At 62.2% G+C, this 21,468-nt stretch carries 17 protein-coding genes; 9 read left to right on the forward strand and 8 right to left on the reverse strand.

Going from position 1 to position 21,468, the window contains the following annotated elements:
* Nucleotides 1–133 precede the first annotated feature (133 nt).
* The 6 genes from IB249_RS01465 to leuC all read right to left on the reverse strand — a co-directional run bounded on the left by IB249_RS01465 (nt 134) and on the right by leuC (nt 6,657).
* The gene (locus IB249_RS01465; RefSeq protein WP_192301753.1) at nt 134–1,144 is read right to left on the reverse strand and encodes an aspartate-semialdehyde dehydrogenase; all 1,011 of its coding nucleotides are present in this window, start codon (nt 1,142–1,144) and stop codon (nt 134–136) included.
* 222 nt (nt 1,145–1,366) lie between these two features.
* Entirely contained in the window at nt 1,367–2,479 is a 1,113-nt protein-coding gene (asd, locus tag IB249_RS01470) for an aspartate-semialdehyde dehydrogenase (RefSeq protein WP_192301754.1), read from the reverse strand.
* A 68-nt stretch (nt 2,480–2,547) separates the two neighbouring features.
* Entirely contained in the window at nt 2,548–3,630 is a 1,083-nt protein-coding gene (leuB, locus tag IB249_RS01475; protein ID WP_192301755.1) for a 3-isopropylmalate dehydrogenase, read from the reverse strand.
* Nucleotides 3,631–3,695: 65 nt separating this feature from the next.
* Nucleotides 3,696–4,463 carry a class I SAM-dependent methyltransferase gene (locus IB249_RS01480; protein ID WP_192301756.1) on the reverse strand — a complete coding sequence of 256 codons (768 nt, stop codon included), beginning with the start codon at nt 4,461–4,463 and terminating at the stop codon, nt 3,696–3,698.
* A 119-nt stretch (nt 4,464–4,582) separates the two neighbouring features.
* Nucleotides 4,583–5,227: a 3-isopropylmalate dehydratase small subunit gene (gene leuD, locus IB249_RS01485; RefSeq protein WP_192301757.1), complete on the reverse strand. Its 645-nt coding sequence runs from the start codon at nt 5,225–5,227 to the stop codon at nt 4,583–4,585.
* An 11-nt stretch (nt 5,228–5,238) separates the two neighbouring features.
* Nucleotides 5,239–6,657 (reverse strand): 3-isopropylmalate dehydratase large subunit, encoded by a 1,419-nt coding sequence (leuC, locus tag IB249_RS01490; protein ID WP_192301758.1) that lies wholly within the window; start codon nt 6,655–6,657, stop codon nt 5,239–5,241.
* Between the two features lie 147 nt (nt 6,658–6,804).
* Here leuC and IB249_RS01495 point away from each other — a divergent pair, with 147 nt between their 5' ends.
* The 9 genes from IB249_RS01495 (at nt 6,805) to IB249_RS01535 (ending at nt 19,838) form a co-directional block, all read left to right on the forward strand.
* Nucleotides 6,805–7,695: a LysR family transcriptional regulator gene (locus tag IB249_RS01495; protein ID WP_192301759.1), complete on the forward strand. Its 891-nt coding sequence runs from the start codon at nt 6,805–6,807 to the stop codon at nt 7,693–7,695.
* Between the two features lie 65 nt (nt 7,696–7,760).
* Complete coding sequence (locus IB249_RS01500) at nt 7,761–11,039, forward strand: PAS domain S-box protein (RefSeq protein WP_192301760.1); 3,279 nt, start codon at nt 7,761–7,763, stop codon at nt 11,037–11,039.
* A 502-nt stretch (nt 11,040–11,541) separates the two neighbouring features.
* Entirely contained in the window at nt 11,542–13,818 is a 2,277-nt protein-coding gene (locus IB249_RS01505; RefSeq protein ID WP_192301761.1) for a nitric-oxide reductase large subunit, read from the forward strand.
* A gap of 282 nt (nt 13,819–14,100) precedes the next feature.
* A complete protein-coding gene (locus IB249_RS01510; protein WP_192301762.1) occupies nt 14,101–14,724 on the forward strand; it encodes a CDP-alcohol phosphatidyltransferase family protein in 624 nt (207 codons plus the stop codon).
* Nucleotides 14,725–14,734: 10 nt separating this feature from the next.
* Nucleotides 14,735–16,489: a bifunctional alpha/beta hydrolase/class I SAM-dependent methyltransferase gene (locus IB249_RS01515; RefSeq protein ID WP_192301763.1), complete on the forward strand. Its 1,755-nt coding sequence runs from the start codon at nt 14,735–14,737 to the stop codon at nt 16,487–16,489.
* Nucleotides 16,489–17,829, forward strand: a complete 1,341-nt coding sequence (locus IB249_RS01520; protein WP_192301764.1) for a phosphatase PAP2/dual specificity phosphatase family protein — start codon at nt 16,489–16,491, stop codon at nt 17,827–17,829. Before IB249_RS01515 ends, IB249_RS01520 begins: the two co-directional genes overlap by 1 nt.
* A complete protein-coding gene (locus IB249_RS01525; protein WP_192301765.1) occupies nt 17,819–18,274 on the forward strand; it encodes a hypothetical protein in 456 nt (151 codons plus the stop codon). Before IB249_RS01520 ends, IB249_RS01525 begins: the two co-directional genes overlap by 11 nt.
* A gap of 9 nt (nt 18,275–18,283) precedes the next feature.
* Nucleotides 18,284–18,904, forward strand: coding sequence for a lysophospholipid acyltransferase family protein (locus tag IB249_RS01530; protein WP_192301766.1), 621 nt, complete (start codon nt 18,284–18,286; stop codon nt 18,902–18,904).
* A 1-nt stretch (nt 18,905) separates the two neighbouring features.
* Nucleotides 18,906–19,838, forward strand: a complete 933-nt coding sequence (locus tag IB249_RS01535) for a phosphatidate cytidylyltransferase (protein ID WP_192301767.1) — start codon at nt 18,906–18,908, stop codon at nt 19,836–19,838.
* Nucleotides 19,839–19,907: 69 nt separating this feature from the next.
* Here the strand turns inward: IB249_RS01535 and IB249_RS01540 are convergent, their stop codons facing one another.
* Both IB249_RS01540 and IB249_RS01545 read right to left on the reverse strand, forming a co-directional pair.
* Nucleotides 19,908–20,354 carry an Hsp20 family protein gene (locus tag IB249_RS01540; RefSeq protein WP_192301768.1) on the reverse strand — a complete coding sequence of 149 codons (447 nt, stop codon included), beginning with the start codon at nt 20,352–20,354 and terminating at the stop codon, nt 19,908–19,910.
* A 121-nt stretch (nt 20,355–20,475) separates the two neighbouring features.
* Nucleotides 20,476–21,435 carry a tRNA dihydrouridine synthase gene (locus IB249_RS01545; RefSeq protein WP_192301769.1) on the reverse strand — a complete coding sequence of 320 codons (960 nt, stop codon included), beginning with the start codon at nt 21,433–21,435 and terminating at the stop codon, nt 20,476–20,478.
* Nucleotides 21,436–21,468 lie beyond the last annotated feature (33 nt).

Consider the following 21,468-nt stretch of genomic DNA (forward strand, 5'->3'; position numbering starts at 1 on the left):
GGCGGCGAAGGGTCGTCGCGCGCGATCATTTCTTTCATGCCCCGGAAAGCCCCGCAGGGTGGCTCGCCTTCAGCAATCCGGCCTGGCAAGGTGCCCGACTGGAATCAATATGCAAATTGTGGCCAAGTATCTTTTACAGCAGGTCTTTTATCAACAATTCAGCCACCTGCACAGCATTGAGCGCCGCGCCCTTGCGTACGTTATCTGACGTCAGCCACACATTAAGTTCCGACGGGTCGTCGATCCCGGCGCGAACCCGACCGACGTACACCACATCCTGCCCTACCGCGTCGCCGACCGGGGTCGGGTAATCGCCGGCTTCCACCCGCTCGATACCCGGCGCGTCGTCCAGCGCGGCATTGATGTTTACCAGGTGCACGGCACTTGCTGACTGCAGGGTCACGCTAAAGCTATCGCCAAAAAACACCGGGGCTTGAATGCAAGTCGCGGAAATCTTCAATAAAGGCAAGGCCATGACCTGACGCAGCTCTCGCACCAGGCGTTTTTCCAGCAACGTATGCCCCTGCTCATCCGCCTTGCCGACTTGCGCCAGCAGGTTGAACGCCATCTGCCGATCGAAGAATTTCGGCTCCAGCGGGCGCATGTTCAGCAATTCGGCGGTTTGCCGGGCCAGTTCGCTGACCGCCTCGCGCCCCTGATCGGAAACCGCCAGGCCGGCCACCACGTGGACGCGTTGCAGGTCGAGCAGACCGAGCAACGGCGCCAGCACCACGGCCAAGGTCGTGGCCGACGGGCTCGGGCTGCTGACCTGGAACGGCTTTTTCAGCCCTGCCAGCACCTGGGCGTTGGCCTCCGGCACCACTGGCGGCGCCTGATCGGCCGGCAACGCGCCGGACAGGTCGATCAATGAGCAACCGGCGGCCGCAGCCCGCGCGGCAAAACTCAGGGTGATTGCCGGTCCGGCAGCGAAAAACGCCAGCTGCACCTTGCTGAAGTCGAACTCATCGACCTCCCGCACCCGCACGTTGCGGCCGCGAAACAACACCGAACTTCCGGCGGACTCGCTGCTGGCCAGCAGGTGCAGGTTGCCGATCGGAAAATCGCGCTCTTCGAGAATCTGTACCAGCGTTTCGCCGACAGTACCGGTGGCGCCGATCACGGCAATATCTAAGGTCTGGCTCATGGTGCTACCTCTGGCGAAACGGGGGGAGCGGCACTTTACCGGGTGGGTGGGGTGCAGGCAATTCATCGGCCATTACGGCGCCATCGCGAGCAGGCTCGCTCCCACAAGGACATCACCAAACCGTGTGGGAGCGAGCCTGCTCGCGACAGGGCCTGAAGGGCCGCGCAAAAGAAAAAACCCGCGCCTCCTTCAAGGCACGGGTTCTTTCATTGCATCAACCGATCAACGCTCAAGCAGAATCCGCAGCATGCGACGCAGCGGCTCGGCCGCGCCCCACAACAGCTGGTCGCCGACAGTGAAGGCACCAAGGAACTGCGACCCCATGTTCAGCTTGCGCAGACGACCAACGGGGATGTTCAGGGTGCCGGTGACCTTGTTCGGGCTCAGCTCCTGAATGCTCGCATCGCGGTTGTTCGGCACCAGCTTGACCCATGGGTTGTGCTGGCTGATCAGCCCTTCGATGTCGGCCATCGGCACGTCTTTGTTCAACTTGATGGTCAGCGCCTGGCTGTGGCAGCGCATGGCGCCGATACGCACGCAGATGCCGTCCACCGGGATCGGGCTCTTGAAGCGACCGAGGATCTTGTTGGTCTCGGCCTGGGCCTTCCATTCTTCGCGGCTCTGACCGTTCGGCAGTTCCTTGTCGATCCACGGAATCAGGCTGCCGGCCAGCGGTACGCCGAAGTTTTCGGTCGGGTACGCGTCGCTGCGCATGGCTTCGGCGACACGACGGTCGATGTCGAGGATGGCACTGGCCGGATCGGCCAGCTGATCGGCGACGGAGGCGTGGGTTGCGCCCATCTGCTTGATCAGCTCACGCATGTTCTGCGCGCCGGCACCGGAGGCCGCCTGGTACGTCATGGCGCTCATCCACTCGACCAGACCCGCTTCGAACAGGCCGCCCAGGCCCATCAGCATCAGGCTGACGGTACAGTTGCCACCGATGTAGTTCTTGGTGCCCGCGTCGAGCTGCTGGTCGATGACCTTGCGGTTCACCGGGTCCAGCACGATCACCGCGTCATCCTGCATGCGCAGGCTGGAAGCGGCGTCGATCCAGTAGCCCTGCCAGCCGGCCTCGCGCAGTTTCGGGAAGACTTCGCTGGTGTAGTCGCCACCCTGGCAGGTCAGAATCACGTCGAGAGTTTTCAGCTCTTCAATGCTGTAAGCGTCCTTGAGCGGAGCAATGTCCTTGCCCACGGACGGGCCTTGGCCACCGACATTGGAAGTGGTGAAAAACACCGGCTCGATAAGATCGAAATCCTGCTCTTCCAGCATCCGCTGCATGAGCACGGAACCGACCATACCGCGCCAACCGATCAGACCTACACGTTTCATCGCAACTACACCTTCTTGAAAAGTGGGCCGCTGCTTCCGGGGGTGAAAGTGGCAGCGGGCCCGAGAGATTACAGATTCCGCAGCGCGGCGACTACTGCGTCACCCATTTGCTGCGTACCGACCTTGGTGCAACCGGTCGACCAGATGTCGCCGGTGCGCAAGCCCTGATCCAGCACCAGGCTCACGGCTTTCTCGATGGCATCGGCCGCGGCCGACTGGTTGAAGCTGTAACGCAGCATCATCGAGACCGACAGGATGGTCGCCAGCGGGTTGGCGATGCCCTGGCCGGCGATATCCGGCGCCGAACCGTGGCACGGCTCGTACATGCCCTTGTTGTGGGTGTCCAGGGACGCCGACGGCAACATGCCGATGGAGCCGGTGAGCATCGAGGCCTGGTCGGACAGGATGTCGCCGAACATGTTGTCGGTGACGATCACGTCGAACTGCTTCGGCGCGCGCACCAGTTGCATGGCCGCATTGTCGACGTACATGTGGCTCAGCTCGACCTCGGGGTAATCCTTGGCCACTTGCTCGACGATTTCGCGCCACAGCTGGCTGGACGCCAGGACGTTGGCCTTGTCCACCGAGCACAGCTTCTTGCTGCGCACCATGGCCATGTCGAAACCGACACGGGCGATGCGGCGGATTTCGCTTTCGCTGTACGGCAGGGTGTCGTAGGACTGGCGCTCGCCGTTCTCCAGGGTACGGGTGCCGCGTGGCGCGCCGAAGTAGATACCGCCGGTCAGTTCGCGAACGATCAGAATGTCCAGGCCCGAGACGATTTCCGGCTTCAGGCTCGAAGCCTCGGCCAGTTGCGGGTACAGGATCGCCGGCCGCAGGTTGCCGAACAGGCCCAGTTGCGCACGGATTTTCAGCAGACCGCGTTCAGGACGGATGTCCCGCTCGATGCTGTCCCACTTCGGGCCGCCCACGGCGCCCAGCAGCACGGCATCAGCCGCACGCGCGCGGTCCAGGGTTTCATCGGCCAGCGGCACGCCGTGCTGGTCGATGGCGGCGCCGCCGATCACATCGTGGCTCAATTCGAAACCCAGGCTGTACTTGTCGTTGGCCAGTTCCAGCACCTTGACCGCTTCGGCCATGATTTCCGGGCCAATACCGTCGCCTGGGAGAATCAGAATCTGCTTGCTCATGCTTTCCTCATGTCATCAGTCGGTGCGCCCTGGGGCGCGCCCGGAAAAAATCTATCGATCGGGGCTCATTTTTCGGCGAACAGTACCAGTACATCGGTACTGAACGAACCATCGGCCTCAATCTCGAAATATTCGCGCACTTCGTTGCCCATCGATTGCTGCAATTCGCGGATCGCCGCACGCATCGCTGGGGGTGTGCGCATGCGCTCGACCCAGGAGTTGTATTCCAGGCGCAGGCGTTGACGCGTGGTGCTGCGGACGTGCAACCCGGCCTCGCTGACCTGGCGCAGCCACTCGCCGGCGGAATAATCGCGCACATGGCTGGTGTCGCGCAGCACTTCGACACTCTGCAGGTAAGTGTCGAACAACGGGCTACCCGGTGACAACACGTCGACGAACGCCGCCACGCCGCCCGGTTTCAGCACCCGGCGCACTTCGCGCAGGGCCAGGCCCAGGTCGCTCCAATGGTGCGCCGAATAACGGCTGAACACGAAGTCGAATTCACCCTCGGCGAACGGCAAGCGCTCAGCGGCGCCGCACACCGTGGAAATATTGCCCAAGCCGCGATCAACGGCCGCGGCGGCGACCACATCGAGCATTTGCTGCGACAGGTCGTAAGCCACCACCTCCCTGGCCTGCGACGCCACGTGGAAACTCACGTGGCCGGCGCCACAGCCCAGGTCCAGGACCCGGGCCTCGCCCTGCCCCGCCAGCTCAGCCTGTAGCAGGGCGAATTCAGTGCCTTGAGCGTGGACAGCGCTGCTCAGGTAGGCCGAGGCCTGCTCACCGAATTGTTTCTGGACGACCTGGCTGTGTTGGACGGTGCTGGTCATGGGGTACTTCCTTTTGTAGTTGAATCTTGAGGTGTTGATTCGGGCCCTATCGCGAGCAGGCTCGCTCCCACAGGGGAATAGATTTCAATGTGGGAGCGAGCCTGCTCGCGATTGGGCCATCAAGCATCGCGAAACAACCACGGCTGGCTAGCACGGTGCTTGCTTTCAAACGCTGCGATCGCATCGCCGTCCTGCAGGGTCAGGCCGATATCGTCCAGACCATTGAGCAGGCAATGCTTGCGGAACGCATCGATCTCGAAATTCAGCACCTTGCCATCCGGACGGGTCACGGTCTGGGCTTGCAGGTCGATCTGCAACTGGTAGCCCGGATCGGCCTCGACCTGCTTGAACAACTCATCGACTTCCTCGTCGCTGAGGATGATCGGCAGCAAGCCGTTCTTGAAGCTGTTGTTGAAGAAGATGTCGGCGTAGCTCGTCGCGATGATGCTGCGGAAACCGTACTCTTCCAGCGCCCACGGCGCGTGTTCGCGGCTGGAGCCGCACCCGAAGTTCTCGCGGGCCAGCAACACGCTGGCGCCCTGGTAACGCTCGGCGTTGAGGACGAAGTCCTTGTTCAGCGGGCGCTTGGAGTTGTCCTGGTAGGGCTGGCCGACATCCAGGTAACGCCACTCGTCGAACAGGTTCGGACCGAAACCGGTGCGTTTGATCGACTTCAGGAATTGTTTCGGGATGATCTGGTCAGTGTCGACGTTGGCACGATCCAGAGGCGCGACAAGACCGGTGTGCTGGGTAAAAGCTTTCATGCTGCGCTCCTTCAGATCAATTCACGAACGTCGACGAAACGACCGTTCACCGCCGCCGCAGCAGCCATGGCCGGGCTCACCAGGTGGGTACGCCCCCCCGCGCCCTGACGGCCTTCGAAGTTGCGATTGGAAGTCGACGCGCAATGCTCGCCCGATTCCAAACGGTCCGGGTTCATCGCCAGGCACATCGAGCAGCCCGGCTCACGCCATTCGAAACCGGCTTCGAGGAAGATCTTGTCCAGGCCTTCGGATTCGGCCTGCGCCTTCACCAGGCCCGAACCCGGCACCACGATGGCCTGCTTGATGGTCGAGGCCACCTTGCGACCCTTGGCGATGACCGCCGCCGCACGCAAGTCCTCGATCCGCGAGTTGGTGCAGGAGCCGATGAAAACACGATCGAGCTGGATGTCGGTGATCGCCTGATTGGCGGTCAAGCCCATGTACTTCAAGGCGCGCTCGATGGAACCGCGCTTGACCAGATCGGCTTCCTTGGCAGGGTCCGGCACGTTCTGATCGACGGCCAGTACCATTTCGGGCGAGGTGCCCCAGCTGACTTGCGGCTTGATCTGAGCGGCGTCGAGTTCAACGACGGTGTCGAACACGGCATCGGCATCGGACACCAGGTCTTTCCAGGCTTCGACGGCCAGGTCCCATTCTGCGCCTTTCGGGGCGAACGGACGGCCTTTCACGTAGGCCACGGTCTTTTCGTCGGCCGCCACCAGACCGACGCGTGCACCGGCTTCGATGGACATGTTGCAGATGGTCATGCGGCCTTCGACGGACAGGTCGCGAATGGCGCTGCCAGCGAATTCGATGGCATGGCCGTTACCGCCGGCCGTGCCGATCTTGCCGATCACGGCGAGGACGATGTCCTTGGCCGTCACGCCGAACGGCAGCGTGCCTTCGACGGATACCAGCATGTTCTTCATTTTCTTGGCGACCAGGCACTGGGTGGCGAGCACGTGCTCGACCTCGGAGGTGCCGATCCCGTGAGCCAACGCACCGAAGGCGCCGTGGGTCGAGGTGTGGGAGTCGCCGCAGACCACGGTCATGCCCGGCAAGGTCGCGCCCTGCTCCGGGCCGATGACGTGGACGATGCCCTGGCGCACGTCATTCATCTTGAACTCGACGATGCCGTACTCATCGCAGTTGTCGTCGAGGGTCTGCACCTGCAGGCGCGAGACCTGGTCGGCAATGGCTTCGATGCCGCCCTTGCGCTCCGGCGTGGTCGGTACGTTGTGGTCCGGGGTCGCGATGTTGGCATCGATGCGCCAAGGCTTGCGCCCGGCCAGGCGCAGGCCTTCGAAGGCTTGCGGCGAGGTAACTTCGTGGATGATGTGACGATCGATGTAGATCAGCGCAGAGCCATCGTCGCGCTGCTTGACCAGGTGCGAATCCCAGAGCTTGTCGTAGAGCGTTTTGCCGGCCATCAGACGGTTCCTCATCAGCTTGTTTCTATGCCCCGGGCCTTGAACGATTCAATAACCCTTTGGCTTGTGAGGCTGATGCTATGGGGTTAGATTAAATAACTCAAATTCATATTTTTTATGCTTTGGATAACAAACTGGAATGACCCCATGGACCTCGCCAATCTGAATGCCTTTATTGCCATTGCCGAGACCGGCAGCTTCTCCGGTGCCGGCGAACGCCTGCACCTGACGCAACCGGCCATCAGCAAGCGAATCGCCGGCCTCGAGCAGCAATTGAAGGTGCGCCTGTTCGATCGCCTGGGGCGCGAAGTCGGCCTGACCGAGGCCGGGCGCGCCTTGTTGCCGCGGGCCTATCAGATTCTCAACGTACTGGACGACACCCGCCGCGCCCTGACCAACCTGACGGGCGAGGTGAGCGGTCGCCTGACCCTGGCCACCAGTCACCATATCGGCCTGCACCGCTTGCCGCCCTTGCTGAGGGAATTCACCCGTCGCTACCCACAAGTGGCGCTTGATATTCAGTTCCTCGATTCGGAAGTGGCCTACGAAGAAATTCTGCATGGCCGCGCCGAACTGGCGGTCATCACCCTGGCGCCGGAACCCCATACCCTGGTCAAGGCCACCGCAGTATGGGATGACCCCCTGGATTTCGTGGTCGCCCCGGAGCATTCGCTGATCAGCAACGGCGCGGTCAGCCTGGCGGACATCGCCCGGCACCCGGCGGTGTTCCCCGGCGGCAACACCTTCACCCACCACATCGTCCAGCGCCTGTTCGAAGCCCAGGGCCTGACGCCGAACATCGCCATGAGCACCAATTACCTGGAAACCATCAAAATGATGGTCTCGATCGGCCTGGCCTGGAGTGTGTTGCCACGCACCATGCTCGACGAGCAAGTTGCACGAATACCTTTGCCGGGCATACAACTCTCTCGCCAGCTAGGCTATATCTTGCACACCGAACGGACGCTGTCGAACGCAGCACGGGCTTTCATGGCCCTGCTGGATGCGCAAATCGATCTGCCAGGGACTCAAGGCTAAGTTGTGCTACTCCTATAGAGCCGCGAATGCCTGTGCCTAACGCCAATTCAGCCTAAGGCTTGCCAATGCCCAAATCTGTTGACCGTATTCCGCCCATGCCACGTATCCAGGCGCTCGACCCGAAGCGGTCCGAGCAGAGCTGGGAAAGCGCCCCACAGTTACTGGCCGCCCTCAACGGCGCACGCCTGGGCGCCTGGTATTGGGACATCGAGCGCGGACAGATCAGTTGGTCGCGGGGCACGCAGGCCTTGTTCGGTTTCGATCCTCACCAGCCATTGCCTGCCGACCTGGAATACCTCGACCTGTTGCCGCCCGAAGATCGCGCCAAGACAGTCCGTGCCTTCCACGCCGTGATTGCCGGCGCGCCGCTGGAGCAGGCGATGCACCACCGCATCCGCTGGCCCGACGGCAGCCTGCACTGGCTGGAAATCAACGGCAGCCTGCTGCCGGACAAACACGGGCGTCCGCGGATGATCGGGGTGATCCGCGAGATCACGCACCAGCGCCAGCGCGAACAGGCGTTGAGCAGCTCGGAAAAACGCTTCGCCACGCTGTTTCACCTGTGCCCGAACATGGTGTTGCTGACCCGCCAGGAAGACGGCCTGATCACCGAAGCCAACCAGTATTTCGAAAGCCTGTTCGGCTGGCCGGTGCAAGCCGCGATAGGCCGCACCACGGTCGAGCTGGGTTTGTGGGTGCACCCCGAGCAACGGGAAAAACTGGTCAAGGCGACCAAGGCCAAAGGCGAACTGGTCAGCATGGAAGTGCAGTTTCGCGCAAGCAACGGGCAAATCCACGACGGCATTCTCAGCGCACAAAAAGTCGAACTCGAGGGCCAGCCCTATCTGCTCAGCACCTTCCTCGACACCACCGAGCGCAAGGCCGCCGAACTCGCCCTCAAGGACAGCCAGGAGCGCCTCGACCTGGCGCTGGACTCGGCGCAACTGGGCACCTGGGACTGGCACATTCCCAGCGGCATGCTGTACGGCTCCGCGCGAGCCGCGCAACTGCACGGGCTGGACGCCAAGCCGTTCCATGAATCGTTCGAGGACTTTTTCGAGGGCGTACCCGGCGAAGAGCGCGACAGCATGCGCGATGCCTATCGAAGCCTGCGTGAAGGCCCGGCCGGCAACTATCAATTGACCTATCGCGTGCAGCTCGAGGACGGCTCTTCGCGCTATCTGGAGAGCCGCGCCCGCCTCTACCGCGACCAGAACGGCGCACCACTGCGCATGGCCGGCACCCTGCTGGACATTACCGACCAGGTCGAGCGCGAGCAGAAGCTGGTCGCCTCCGAAGAGAAGTTCGCCACGCTGTTCCAGGTCAGCCCGGACCCGATCTGCGTCACGCGCCAGGACACCGGCCAGTTCATCGAAATCAACTCCAGCTTCACCCAGACCTTCGGCTGGGGCACCGCCGAGGTCATCGGTCGCAGCGCCGACGAAATCGGCCTGTGGGACGCCTCGACCAAAAGCCAGCGACGCATCGAACAAGTCATCCGCGAACAGGGATTGAACAACGTCGCCATCCTGGTCAGGCACAAGAACGGTCAAACGCTGACGTGTGTGATTTCCAGCCGCCAGATCATCGTCGGCGACCAGCCCTGCATCGTTACCACGCTGCGCGACATTACCCAGCAACAACGCTCGGAAGCGGCCCTGAAAGCCAGCGAAGAGAAATTCGCCAAGGCCTTCCACTCCAGCCCGGACGCCATCACCATCACCGAACGCGAGACCGGGCGCTACCTGGAGGTCAACGATGGATTCTGCCGCCTGACCGGCTATCGCGCCGATGAAGTGGTCGGCCGTACGGTGTATCAGGTCGGTATCTGGGCCGAGGAGAAGCAACGCTCGGCGCTGCTGGCCGAATTGCAGATCAAGGGCCGGGTTCATCATCAGGAAATGCTCGGGCGCAACAAGCGCGGAGAATTGCTCACGGTCGAAGTGTCCGTGGAACCGATCACCCTCAACGAAACCGACTGCCTGCTGCTGACCGCTCGCGACGTAAGCCTGCTGAAAAACGCCGAAGCGCAGATCCGCCACCTGGCCTATCACGATCCGCTGACCAACCTGCCCAACCGCGCCCTGCTGATGGATCGCCTGAGCCAGCAGATCGCCTTGCTCAAGCGCCACAACCTGCGCGGCGCCCTGATGTTTCTCGACCTCGACCACTTCAAGCACATCAACGACTCGCTCGGCCACCCGGTGGGCGATACGGTGCTCAAGATCATCACGGCGCGCCTGGAAGCCAGCGTGCGCATGGAGGACACCGTCGCGCGCCTGGGTGGCGACGAATTCGTGGTGCTGCTCAGTGGCCTCGAAGGCACGCGCAATGAAGTCTCGGCCCAGGTCCGCGAACTGGCCGACACCTTGCGCGAGTTGCTGTCCGAGCCGATGTTTCTCGACGGCCAACGCCTGCAAGTGACGCCCAGTATCGGTATCGCGCTGATTCCCGATCACGGCTCGACCCCGACCGATTTGCTCAAGCGCGCCGACATCGCGCTCTACCGGGCCAAGGACTCCGGCCGTAACACCGCGCAGATGTATCACAACACCATGCAGAAGGCCGCCAGCGAGCGCCTGCGCATGGAAACCGACCTGCGCCTGGCCCTTTCCCGGGGCGAATTCGATGTGCATTTCCAACCCCAGGTCGACGCGCGGGACAACCGCATCGTCGGCGCCGAAGCGCTGGTGCGCTGGAACCACCCGGAGCTCGGCGCGCAATCCCCGGCCGAATTCATCAAGGTGCTGGAAGACAGCGGCCTGATCCTGGAGGTCGGCACCTGGATCGTCGACGAAGCCTGCGATGCCTTCAGGCAACTGATTGCCCTGGGGTTGATCGACCCGCTGCAGTTCAGCCTGTGCGTCAACATCAGCCCCCGGCAGTTCCGCCAGAACGACTTCGTCGAGCGCATCGAACACAGCCTCGAGAGCCACGGCCTGCCCTGCTCGATGCTGAAACTGGAAATCACCGAGGGCATCGTCATCCAGAACCTGGAAGACACCATCAGCAAAATGCGTCGCCTGAAAAAACTTGGCGTCAGTTTCGCCATGGATGACTTCGGCACCGGGTATTCCTCGCTGACCTACCTCAAGCGCCTGCCGGTCGATACCTTGAAAATCGACCAGTCGTTCATCCGCGACGCCACCACCGACCCCAACGACGCCGAGATCATCCGCGCCATCGTCGCCATGGCGCGCAGCCTGGAATTGAAAGTGATTGCCGAAGGGGTCGAGACACCGGAACAACTGGAGTTTCTCCAGGGGCTGGGCTGCCACCTGTACCAAGGTTATCTGCACAGCAAGCCCTTGCCGGTGGAGGCGTTTCAGGAGCTGCTGCGCTGATCGGTGCCCTCCTGTGGGATGCATACCTGAGTATGAATCGCTCAAACCTACACATGACGCCACTGACCCTGCGTACAAATGACGCGACGCCGGCCACCCCGTACATTTGATCCCACGACGACGGCATGCCCCCCCGCACCGCCGTCGGCTGATCGCTGACAGTCGATCACCCTCCCTGGCAATACCCGGTCCTACCCTTCCCGATCACAGGGCCGGTTTTTTTTGCGCCCGCATACCCGTTATGCGGGCGCTTTTTTATAGGTCACATCGACCAGGTCGTAGTCAATCTGACCTTTTTGCATCGAGTCATATAGACACGGCAGCGGCAGTCCACCGGGTAGAACCTGGCGATTGCAGGCGGCACGAGTCTTGATAGGGCAACGCCCGTATGCCGAACGTCAACATCAAGGAGCTGATATGCACCGCAACACCTATCCGGCAGCGATGACGCTGTCGCGGCCACTGCACAACCCTGTTCCGTCCGTGAACATTGAGGTGATCCATGGGTGAATACCGCAAATTATGGTGGTCGCTGATCGGCGTCCTCGGCGTGACCTTCTGCCTGCTGGGCTGGTTCGGTCGCGAGATCTATCGCCAGGCCCCGCCGATTCCCGAGCAGGTGCAGAGCGCCGATGGCACCACGCTGTTCCGCGCCGCTGACATCCTGGATGGCCAGACAGCCTGGCAGAGCATCGGCGGCATGCAGCTGGGCTCGATCTGGGGCCACGGTGCGTACCAGGCGCCGGACTGGACGGCCGACTGGCTGCACCGCGAACTGCTCGCCTGGCTGGACCTGGCGGCGCAACAGCGTTTTGCCAAGGCCTATCGGGATATCGACGACGACCAGCAAGCCCTGTTGCGTCATCAACTCAAACGCGAATACCGCGGAAACCGCCTGGTCAACGGCAGCCTGGTGCTCAGTGAGCGCCGCATCCAGGCCATTGCAAAAACAGCAGCGTACTACCACGCACTGTTCAGCAACGACCCGTCGCAGCACGGCAGCCGCGAAAGTTTCGCGATGAAAGAAAACACCCTGCCCGACGCCGCCCGGCGCGAGCAACTGACCCACTTTTTCTTCTGGACCGCCTGGGCCGCCGCCACCGAGCGCGACGGTCAGACGGCGACGTTTACCAACAACTGGCCCCACGAACCCCTGATCGATAACAACGCCACGGCCGAGAACATGGTCTGGTCGATTGTCAGCATCGTCGTGTTGCTGGCGGGCATCGGCTTCCTGGTCTGGGGCTGGGCGTTCCTGCGTAACCACGAGGAAGGCGAACCCACGGTTCCGGCGCAGGATCCGCTGAGCCTGATCAAGCTCACGCCGTCGCAAAAGGCCTTGGGCAAGTACCTGCTTCTGGTCGGTGCGCTGTTCGGCTTCCAGGTGCTGATGGGCGGCACGACCGCGCACTACACCGTTGAGGGCCAGGATTTCTACGGCCTGCCGCTGTCGAAATGGTTTCCCTATTCGCTGACCCGGACCTGGCATCTGCAGAGCGCGATGTTCTGGATTGCCACCGGTTTCCTCGCCGCCGGGCTGTTCCTGGCGCCGTTCATCAACGGCGGCAAAGACCCCAAATACCAGAAGCTGGGCGTGGACCTGTTGTTCTGGGCCCTGGTGCTGGTGGTCGTGGGTTCCTACACCGGCAACTTCCTCGCCATCGCGCAACTGATGCCCGTCGAATGGAGTTTCTGGCTCGGTCACCAGGGTTACGAGTACGTCGACCTGGGCCGCCTGTGGCAGATCGCCAAGTTTGCCGGGATCGTGTTCTGGCTGGTGCTGATGCTGCGCGCGATGGTGCCTGCCCTGCGCCAGCCCGGTGACAAAAACCTGCTGGCGCTATTGGCCTGTTCGGTGATTGCCATCGGCCTGTTCTATGGCGCGGGCCTGTTCTACGGCGAACGCACCAACCTGTCGGTCATGGAGTACTGGCGCTGGTGGGTCGTGCATCTGTGGGTCGAAGGCTTCTTCGAAGTGTTCGCCACCACCGCGCTGGCGTTCATTTTCACCAGCATGGGCCTGGTGTCCAAGCGCCTGGCGACGACCGCGACGCTGGGGTCGGCCTCGCTGTTCATGCTCGGTGGCGTGCCCGGCACCTTCCACCACATCTACTTTGCTGGCACCACCACACCGGTGATGGCGGTGGGCGCGACGTTCAGTGCACTGGAAGTGGTGCCGCTCATTTTGCTGGGTTATGAGGCCTGGGAAAACTGGCGGCTCAAGGAACGGGCCGAATGGATGGCGCGGATTCGCTGGCCATTGCAGTTCTTCATCGCCACGGCGTTCTGGAACATGCTCGGCGCCGGTGTCTTCGGCTTCCTGATCAACCCGCCGATTTCGCTGTATTACATCCAGGGCCTGAACACCACGCCACTGCACGCCCACGCCGCGCTGTTCGGCGTCTACGGCTCGCTGGCACTGGGCTTCAGCCTGTTGATCCTGCGTTACCTGCGGCCGAACCTGCAGTTCAACGATCGCCTGATGAACACCGGTTTCTGGTGGCTCAACGGCGGGCTGGCGCTGATGATTTTCACCAGCCTGCTGCCCATCGGCATCCTGCAGTTCTACGCCAGCGCCAGCCAGGGCTTGTGGTACGCCCGCAGCGAGGCGTTCATGCAACAGGACCTGCTGCAAACCCTACGCTGGGTGCGCACCTTCGGCGACATCGTGTTCCTGGTCGGCGCGTTCGCGGTGATCTGGCAAATCGCCGGAGGGCTGCTGTTTTCGTCCCGCCATCCGCGCGCGGTCCGCACGACGGAGTTCACCGGACAGCGCTGACGCAGATGCTTGAACACCTGACGCCCGGTGCCCTGCACCGGGCGTTTTGCATTTTCAGGGGGAACAGCACCCAGTGCCAGACCCGGCCAGGGACATGCCCTACAACCATTCGGGAAGCGTCCGACACAATCAATCCCACTGTTTCATTAAGATTCTCGCCCAGCATTCAGTGAGCAGCACATTGGCGCTGGCGGCACCGTCGCAATGACCGGGGGTGCTGCAAGAAGCCATCTACACTGAAAAGCGCGAACCCTACCTCCCACTGGCCGAGATCCTATCGACGTGCCCAGCATCTACCAGATCAAACCTGCGTTTCAAAATCTCCTGCGGCCACTGGTTCGACGACTGTTCAGCAACGGCACCACCGCCAACCAGATCACCTTGATCGCCGGCCTCGGCTCGGTGGTGGTGGGCCTGTTCATCGCCAGCCTGGTGCACCACCCCTGGGTATTTGCTCTGGTCCCGCTGTGGATGATCGCGCGCATGGCGCTGAACGCCATCGACGGCATGCTTGCCCGGGAATTCAACCAGCAGTCGCGTCTGGGGGCTTACCTCAACGAGCTCTGCGACATTGTCGCGGACTGTGCGCTGATCCTTCCCTTTGCCCTGTTGCCTGGCGTCAGCCTGTGGCTGGTGCTGCTGGTTACCCTGCTCGCACTGTTCAGCGAATACACCGGCGTGCTGGGCCCGATGGTCGGCGCTTCGCGGCGCTATGACGGGCCGATGGGCAAGAGTGACCGGGCCTTCGTGCTGGGGGTGATGGCTGCCGCCATCGCGCTGGGCTGGATGAGTGCGCCGTGGATCAACGGCGTGTTCACGATAATTGCGGTGCTGTTGATCTGCACGCTGATCAACCGGGTCCGACAGGGCCTCAAGGAAGTACAACCCGACAACCCTTCAGCATAAGGAAATGGCAATGCGCGAAGCTCTGCACCAGACCTTCACCACCCATGACGGCGTGGAACTGTTCTACCGACATTGGCCCGCCACCCCTGCCCCGGGCGAACCGCGCAAAGCCGTCGTGTTGTTTCACCGCGGCCATGAACACTCAGGGCGCATCGCCCACCTGGTGGATGAACTGGATCTGCCCGGCTTCGACTTCTTCGCCTGGGACGCCCGGGGCCACGGCCTCTCTCCCGGTGCCCGTGGCGACAGCCCGGGGTTTACCAGCAGCGTGCGGGACGTGCAGACCTTCTGCGAGCACCTGGGCACGACGTACCGGATAGAAGAAGAAAATCTCACCGTGATTGCCCAGAGTGTCGGCGCCGTCATCGTGGCCACCTGGGCCCATGACTACGCGCCGCGCATACGCTCGCTGGTGCTGGCGTCACCGGCATTCAAGGTCAAGCTCTACGTGCCTTTCGCCCGCCAGGGCCTGGCCTTGATGCGGCGGTTTCGTGGCAACTTTTTCGTCAACAGTTACGTCAAGGCGCGCTTTCTCAGTCATGACCCGCAACGTGTCGCCAGCTACGACAACGACCCGCTGATCACCAAGGCCATTTCGGTGAATGTCCTGCTTGGCCTTTATGAAGCTGCCGAACGGGTGGTGGCCGATGCCCAGGCCATCCAGATCCCCACGCAAGTACTGATCTCCGGTGCCGACTTCGTGGTGCATCGCCAACCCCAGGAGCAGTTCTTCGAGCGCCTGGGCAGCTTGCACAAGGAAAAACATGTCTTGCCGGGGTTCTTCCACGACACCCTGGGCGAAAGGGATCGCGCACCGGCCATCGCCAGCGCGCGCCGCTTCATCCTGGAGAGCTTCGAACTGGCGCCGGGGCGTCCCTCCCTGCTGAACGCTGACCGTCTCGGCCTGACCTGCGCCGAATCCGAGCGACTGGTGACACCGCTGCCGCGCAACTCCCTGGGCGACCTGTACTGGCGCATGATCCGCGCCAGCATGCGCCTGGGCAGCCGGCTGTCGTCCGGGGTCAAGCTGGGCTTCGACACCGGTTTCGATTCAGGAAGCACTCTGGACTACGTCTACCGCAATACCGCCACCGGCACCTCGGGTGTGGGCCGTCTGATCGATCGCAATTACCTGGATTCCATCGGCTGGCGCGGCATCCGACAGCGCAAGCTTCACGTCGAGGAGCTATTACGCCTGACCATGGCGCAACTCCGTGAGGAGGGCCGTGAGGTGCGCATCGTCGATATCGCGGCCGGACACGGGCGCTACATTCTCGAAGCCTTGCAGGGCGTCGATCCGCTGCCAGAGTCGATCCTGTTGCGCGACTACAGCGACATCAATGTGCGTGACGGCAGCGCGCTGATCCGCGAAAAGGGCCTTGAGACCATCGCCCGATTTGTCAAGGGCGATGCCTTCGATCGCGACGACCTCGCCGCCCTTGATCCCAGGCCGACTCTGGCGGTGGTGTCCGGCCTCTACGAGTTATTCACTGACAACCGAATGGTCGCTGCCTCCCTCGCCGGGCTGGCCGACGCCGTCGAGCCCGGCGGCTATCTGGTGTACACCGGCCAACCCTGGCACCCGCAACTGGAACTGATCGCCCGGGCCTTGACCAGCCACCGGGAAGGTCAGGCGTGGGTCATGCGTCGGCGCACCCAGGTGGAAATGGATCAACTGGTGGAGGCTGCGGGATTTCGCAAGGTCGGCATGCGCGTCGATCAATGGGGCATTTTCAGCGTGTCTGTCGCGCGACGGGTGTCGTGATGCTGCGTGACGCAATCACGCTTCGCGAGCCGGGCCTGCTGAAGCCTGCGCTGCTCTGGCTATTGCTCCTGGCCCCAGTGTTCTTCGGCACCTACGGCTTGGCCACCTGGGTCACCACTCAGCGCGACGACGTCGGCAGCCTGGTGTTCGGCTGGGAAAGCCATATGCCGTTCTGGGACTGGAGCATCGTGCCCTACTGGTCCATCGACCTGCTGTACGGCCTGTCACTGTTGCTCCCGGCCAGCCGCCTGGCCCTCAAACGCCACGCCTTGCGCCTGCTCACCGCTCAACTGGTCGCCGTCAGTTGTTTCCTGATCTGGCCGCTGCGCTTCACCTTCGCTCGACCTGAACTCGAGGGGGTATTCGGCTGGCTGTTCGATGTGCTTGCAGGTTTTGACAAACCGTTCAATCAGGCGCCGTCCCTGCACATTGCATTGCTGGTGGTGTTGTGGAGTTGCTACCAGCGGTATTTGCACGGGCGTTGGCGTGTACTGGTGCATGCCTGGTTCACCCTGATCGGGGTCTCGGTGCTGACCACGTATCAGCACCATTTCATCGACCTGCCCACCGGCGCCCTGCTCGGCTGGCTGTGCGTCTGGCTGTGGCCACTGGAGGGCCCCGGCCCGCTGCACGACGCACGCCTGGCATCCCAGAGAAAACGCTGGCGCCTGGCGCTGTATTACCTGCTGGGAGCAGCGATGTTCGCGATCCCGGCCTTCCGCTTTTCGAGCGCTTGGTTGTGGTTACTCTGGCCCGCGCTGGCCTTGTTGCTCGTCGCATTCAATTACGCGGTGCTGGGCGCGGCGGGTTTTCAAAAACGCGCTGACGGACGCCTGTCCCCTGCCGCACGCTGGCTATTCGCTCCTTATCTGGCGGCCGCCTGGCTCAATTCACGCCTGTGGACTCGCAAGCACCCACAGCCCGATCAGGTGATCGATAACGTCTGGCTGGGGCGCTTGCCGACCCGAAAGGAACTCGAGCGCGGTCCCTTCACAGCGATGTTGGACCTGTGTGCCGAGCTGTCGATCGACCCGGGCACAATCGCCTATCGCACGCTGCCGACCCTGGACCTGACGGCGCCCACAGGCCTGCAATGCCGGGAAGCGGCAAGCGCCATCGAAAGCCTTCGCCAACACGGTCCCGTGCTGGTCTGCTGCGCGCTGGGTTATTCGCGCAGCGCCACGGCGCTGGCCGCCTGGCTCGTGCACTGCGGACGGGCCTCCAATGTCGATGAAGCGATCCAGCTGATTCGGCGCGCACGACCCGGCGTCGTACTGGGCCCGCTTCAGCGCCAGGCGCTGGAGCATTCACTCATCATGGAGCGCCCCTGTGTCCATTGAAATGCAGTTGCAGGTGACGGCCAGCCTGTTGCGGCGTAGCAGTTCGCTGGATCGGTTGTCCACCGGACTCGCCCTGATCGGGGCCTTGCTTGGCCTGAGTCAGTACGTGATGGCAAGCACGGTGGGCTGGGGCCTGGTCTGCGGCAGCATCCTGTTGGTTATTGGCCTGTGGCAGAAATACTGGGCAGTACGCGTCGCCTTCGATGCCGATCTGTTCCAGCACCTGGCCACTGGCGAGGATGACCTTGATGAACGAATGCAATCGCTGGACAAGGCGCTGACGACGCTGAATCTGCAACCGTCGAACCGCGGGGGCCGCCCCTGGAGTGAGCGCATCACCGGCGCTCTCAAATTGCTACGCCGCCAGGCCCTGCTGGTGGCAGCACAAACGTTGGTGGCGCTTGCATTCATCATCGCCAGCCCATGGCTGACCTTTGCCGGATAAGGAGACATCATGTTGGAACCCGTGGTTGCCACCGTCATTACCTCAGCTGCCCGCCTCCTCACCGGCGCCCGTAGCCTGTGGCTTGGCTGTGCGCCGGAACCGGTGCAGCGCATTTACTTCGCCAACCACAGCAGTCATGGCGATTTCGTTCTGCTGTGGGCTTCGCTGCCTCCCACCCTGCGTACCATCACCCGACCTGTGGCCGGCTCGGACTACTGGCTCAAAAGCACGGTGCGGCGTTACATCATCAATCGGGTGTTCAACGGTGTACTGGTTGACCGTGAACGCAAGGACGCTGCCGACAATCCCTTGCAACCGATGCTCGATGCCCTGGAAAACGGCGACTCGCTGATCATCTTTCCCGAAGGGACGCGCAACCTCGAAGAGGGATTGCTGCCATTCAAAAGCGGGCTGTACCACTTGGCCAGACAATATCCCCAGGCTCAATTGATTCCGGTTTGGATCGCCAACCTCAACCGAGTCATGCCCAAGGGGCGCGTCCTGCCGCTACCGTTGCTGTGCACCATCAGTTTCGGCGCTGCGCTGACCCTGGATCAGGACGAAAGCAAGGCGCAGTTTCTCGAACGCAGCCGCCACGCGCTGCTGAGCCTGGCCGGGGAGCATGCCTGACATGGACAGACAAACCTTGATGTTGTTCGGCGGGATTGGCGGGCTCCTGCTGCTGGCCTCGCTGATCGGCCTGATTCTCAAGCGCCGCAGCCATGGCGCCCTCAACCCGGTGATCGACAACCTCAACGCACGGATCAACGCCTGGTGGGTCATGGTGCTGGTGATCGGTGTCGCCTTCTGGCTTGGTACAACAGCGGTGATCGTGCTGTTCTATCTCGTGTCCTTCTACGCCCTGCGCGAATTCCTTACCCTCACCCCGACCCGTCGCAGTGACTACCCGGCACTGGTTGCGGCCTTCTACCTGGCGCTGCCGTTGCAGTACCTGCTGATTTACTACGACTGGTACGGGCTGTTTTCGATTTTCATTCCGGTGTACGTGTTTTTGCTGTTGCCGATCCTCGCGTCCCTGGGTGGTGACAGCACGCACTTCCTTGAGCGCGCCTCGAAGGTCCAGTGGGGCCTGATGATTGCGGTGTTCTGCGTGTCTCACGTGCCAGCCCTGCTGACCCTGGACATCCCGGACTATGAGGGGCGAAATCTGCTGCTGATCGCCTATCTGGTGATCGTGGTGCAGATGTCGGATGTGCTGCAGTACGTCTGCGGCAAATTGTTCGGCAAACGCAAGATTGCCCCGAACCTGTCACCGTCCAAGACCGTGGAAGGCTTCGTCGGGGGCATTGTGCTGGCGTCCCTGATCGGTTGTGCAATGTGGTGGATTACACCGTTCACTCCTTGGCAATCGTTGCTCATCGCGCTGCTGATCAACCTGCTGGGATTTGCGGGCGGTATCGTGATGTCGGCCATCAAACGCGATCGAGGGGTCAAGGACTGGGGGCACATGATCGAAGGCCATGGCGGCATGCTCGACCGATTGGACTCGGTATGTTTCGCGGCGCCGATCTTCTTTCACCTGGTTCGCTACGGCTGGACCTGAGTGCGGTGAAAACCCGCTGCAAAAAAAAGACCCCGATCACTCGGGGTCTTTTTCAGTCAGTGGCCTGACTCAATGTTGCAGGGCCGGTTTTTGTTCCCCGTTGATCGGGATGCGCTTGGCCTTTGCCTCTTCCGGAACGACCCGCAACAAGTCAATGCTCAACAGACCATTGCGCAGGTCTGCGGCCTTGATCTCGATGTGATCGGCCAGACGGAAGGACAGCTTGAAGGCCCGCTGGGCGATGCCTTGATGCAGGAAGGTCACGCCTTCGTTCGCATCACGTTTGCCGCCACTGATGGTCAGCACGCCCTTCTCGACCTGCAGTTCCAGGTCATCTTCCTGGAAACCGGCCGCCGCCACGACGATACGGTATTGATCGTCACCGTGTTTTTCCACGTTGTAGGGAGGGTAAGAGCTGCCTGGCTCGTTACGCAGGGCCGTTTCGAACAGGTCGTTGAAACGGTCGAAACCTACCGAGGAACGGAACAGAGGCGCGAGGGAAAATGCAGTAGTCATGATTCAAATCTCCTGAAAACAATCAGCAAGTTTTTTTGTCTCCGCGACCCGAATTCGGCATCGCGTAACCCTTAGATAGGGACCGCCGATTGCATTTCAAGAGCTTTTTTTCAGATTTTTTTCACGCGGCCTGCGCCGCTGGCAAACCGAGCAAACGCGAAACCTGATCCGGTTCCGTCTCGCGCCGCAGCACGGTGAACAGCGCCACCGCCTCGGGATAATTGCGCGTCAACATCGCCAGCCACTGCTTCAAGCGACCCGGCGACTGGCGTGGCGTCATTTGCGCCTTGGCCTGCAGCCAGAAATCCTGGATCAGCGGCAACAGCTCGGCCCAGCTCATTTCGACCACTTCTTCACCGGCACGGGCTGCCATGATCTGCCGGCCCAGGTCCGGACGCGACACCAGGCCGCGACCGAGCATGATGTCTTCCACGCCGCTGATTTCCCGGCAACGACGCCAGTCTTCGACACTCCAGATGTCGCCATTGGCGAACACCGGCACCTTGACCACGTCCTGCACGCGCGGAATCCATTCCCAGTGGGCCGGTGGTTTATAGCCATCGGTCTTGGTTCGTGCATGCACCACGATGTGTTCCGCACCGCCGTCAGCCAGCGCCGTGGCGCAGTCCAGCGAGCCATCCGGGCTGTCGAAACCCAGGCGCATCTTCGCGGTGACCGGAATGTGCGCCGGCACCGCGCGACGGACATGCTCGACAATCCGGTTCAACAGCTCGGGCTCCTTGAGCAGCACTGCCCCACCCCGCGACTTGTTGACGGTCTTGGCCGGGCAACCGAAATTCAGGTCGATGACTTCAGAGCCCAATTCGCAGGCCAGCGCCGCGTTTTCCGCCAGGCACACCGGATCGGAACCCAGCAGCTGCACGCGCAAGGGCACACCGGCGGCGGTACGCGCACCGGTCAGCAGCTCAGGGCCGAATTTGTGGAAGTAGGCCGGGGTCAGCAACTGGTCGTTGATCCGGATGAACTCGGTCACGCACCAATCGATACCACCCACCCGGGTCAGCACGTCCCGCAGGATGTTGTCGACCAACCCCTCCATGGGTGCCAGGGCAATTTGCATGAGAAACACACTCGACGAAAAACGTGCGGCAGT

The organism is Pseudomonas sp. PDM04, assembly GCF_014851765.1.
Classification (GTDB): domain Bacteria; phylum Pseudomonadota; class Gammaproteobacteria; order Pseudomonadales; family Pseudomonadaceae; genus Aquipseudomonas.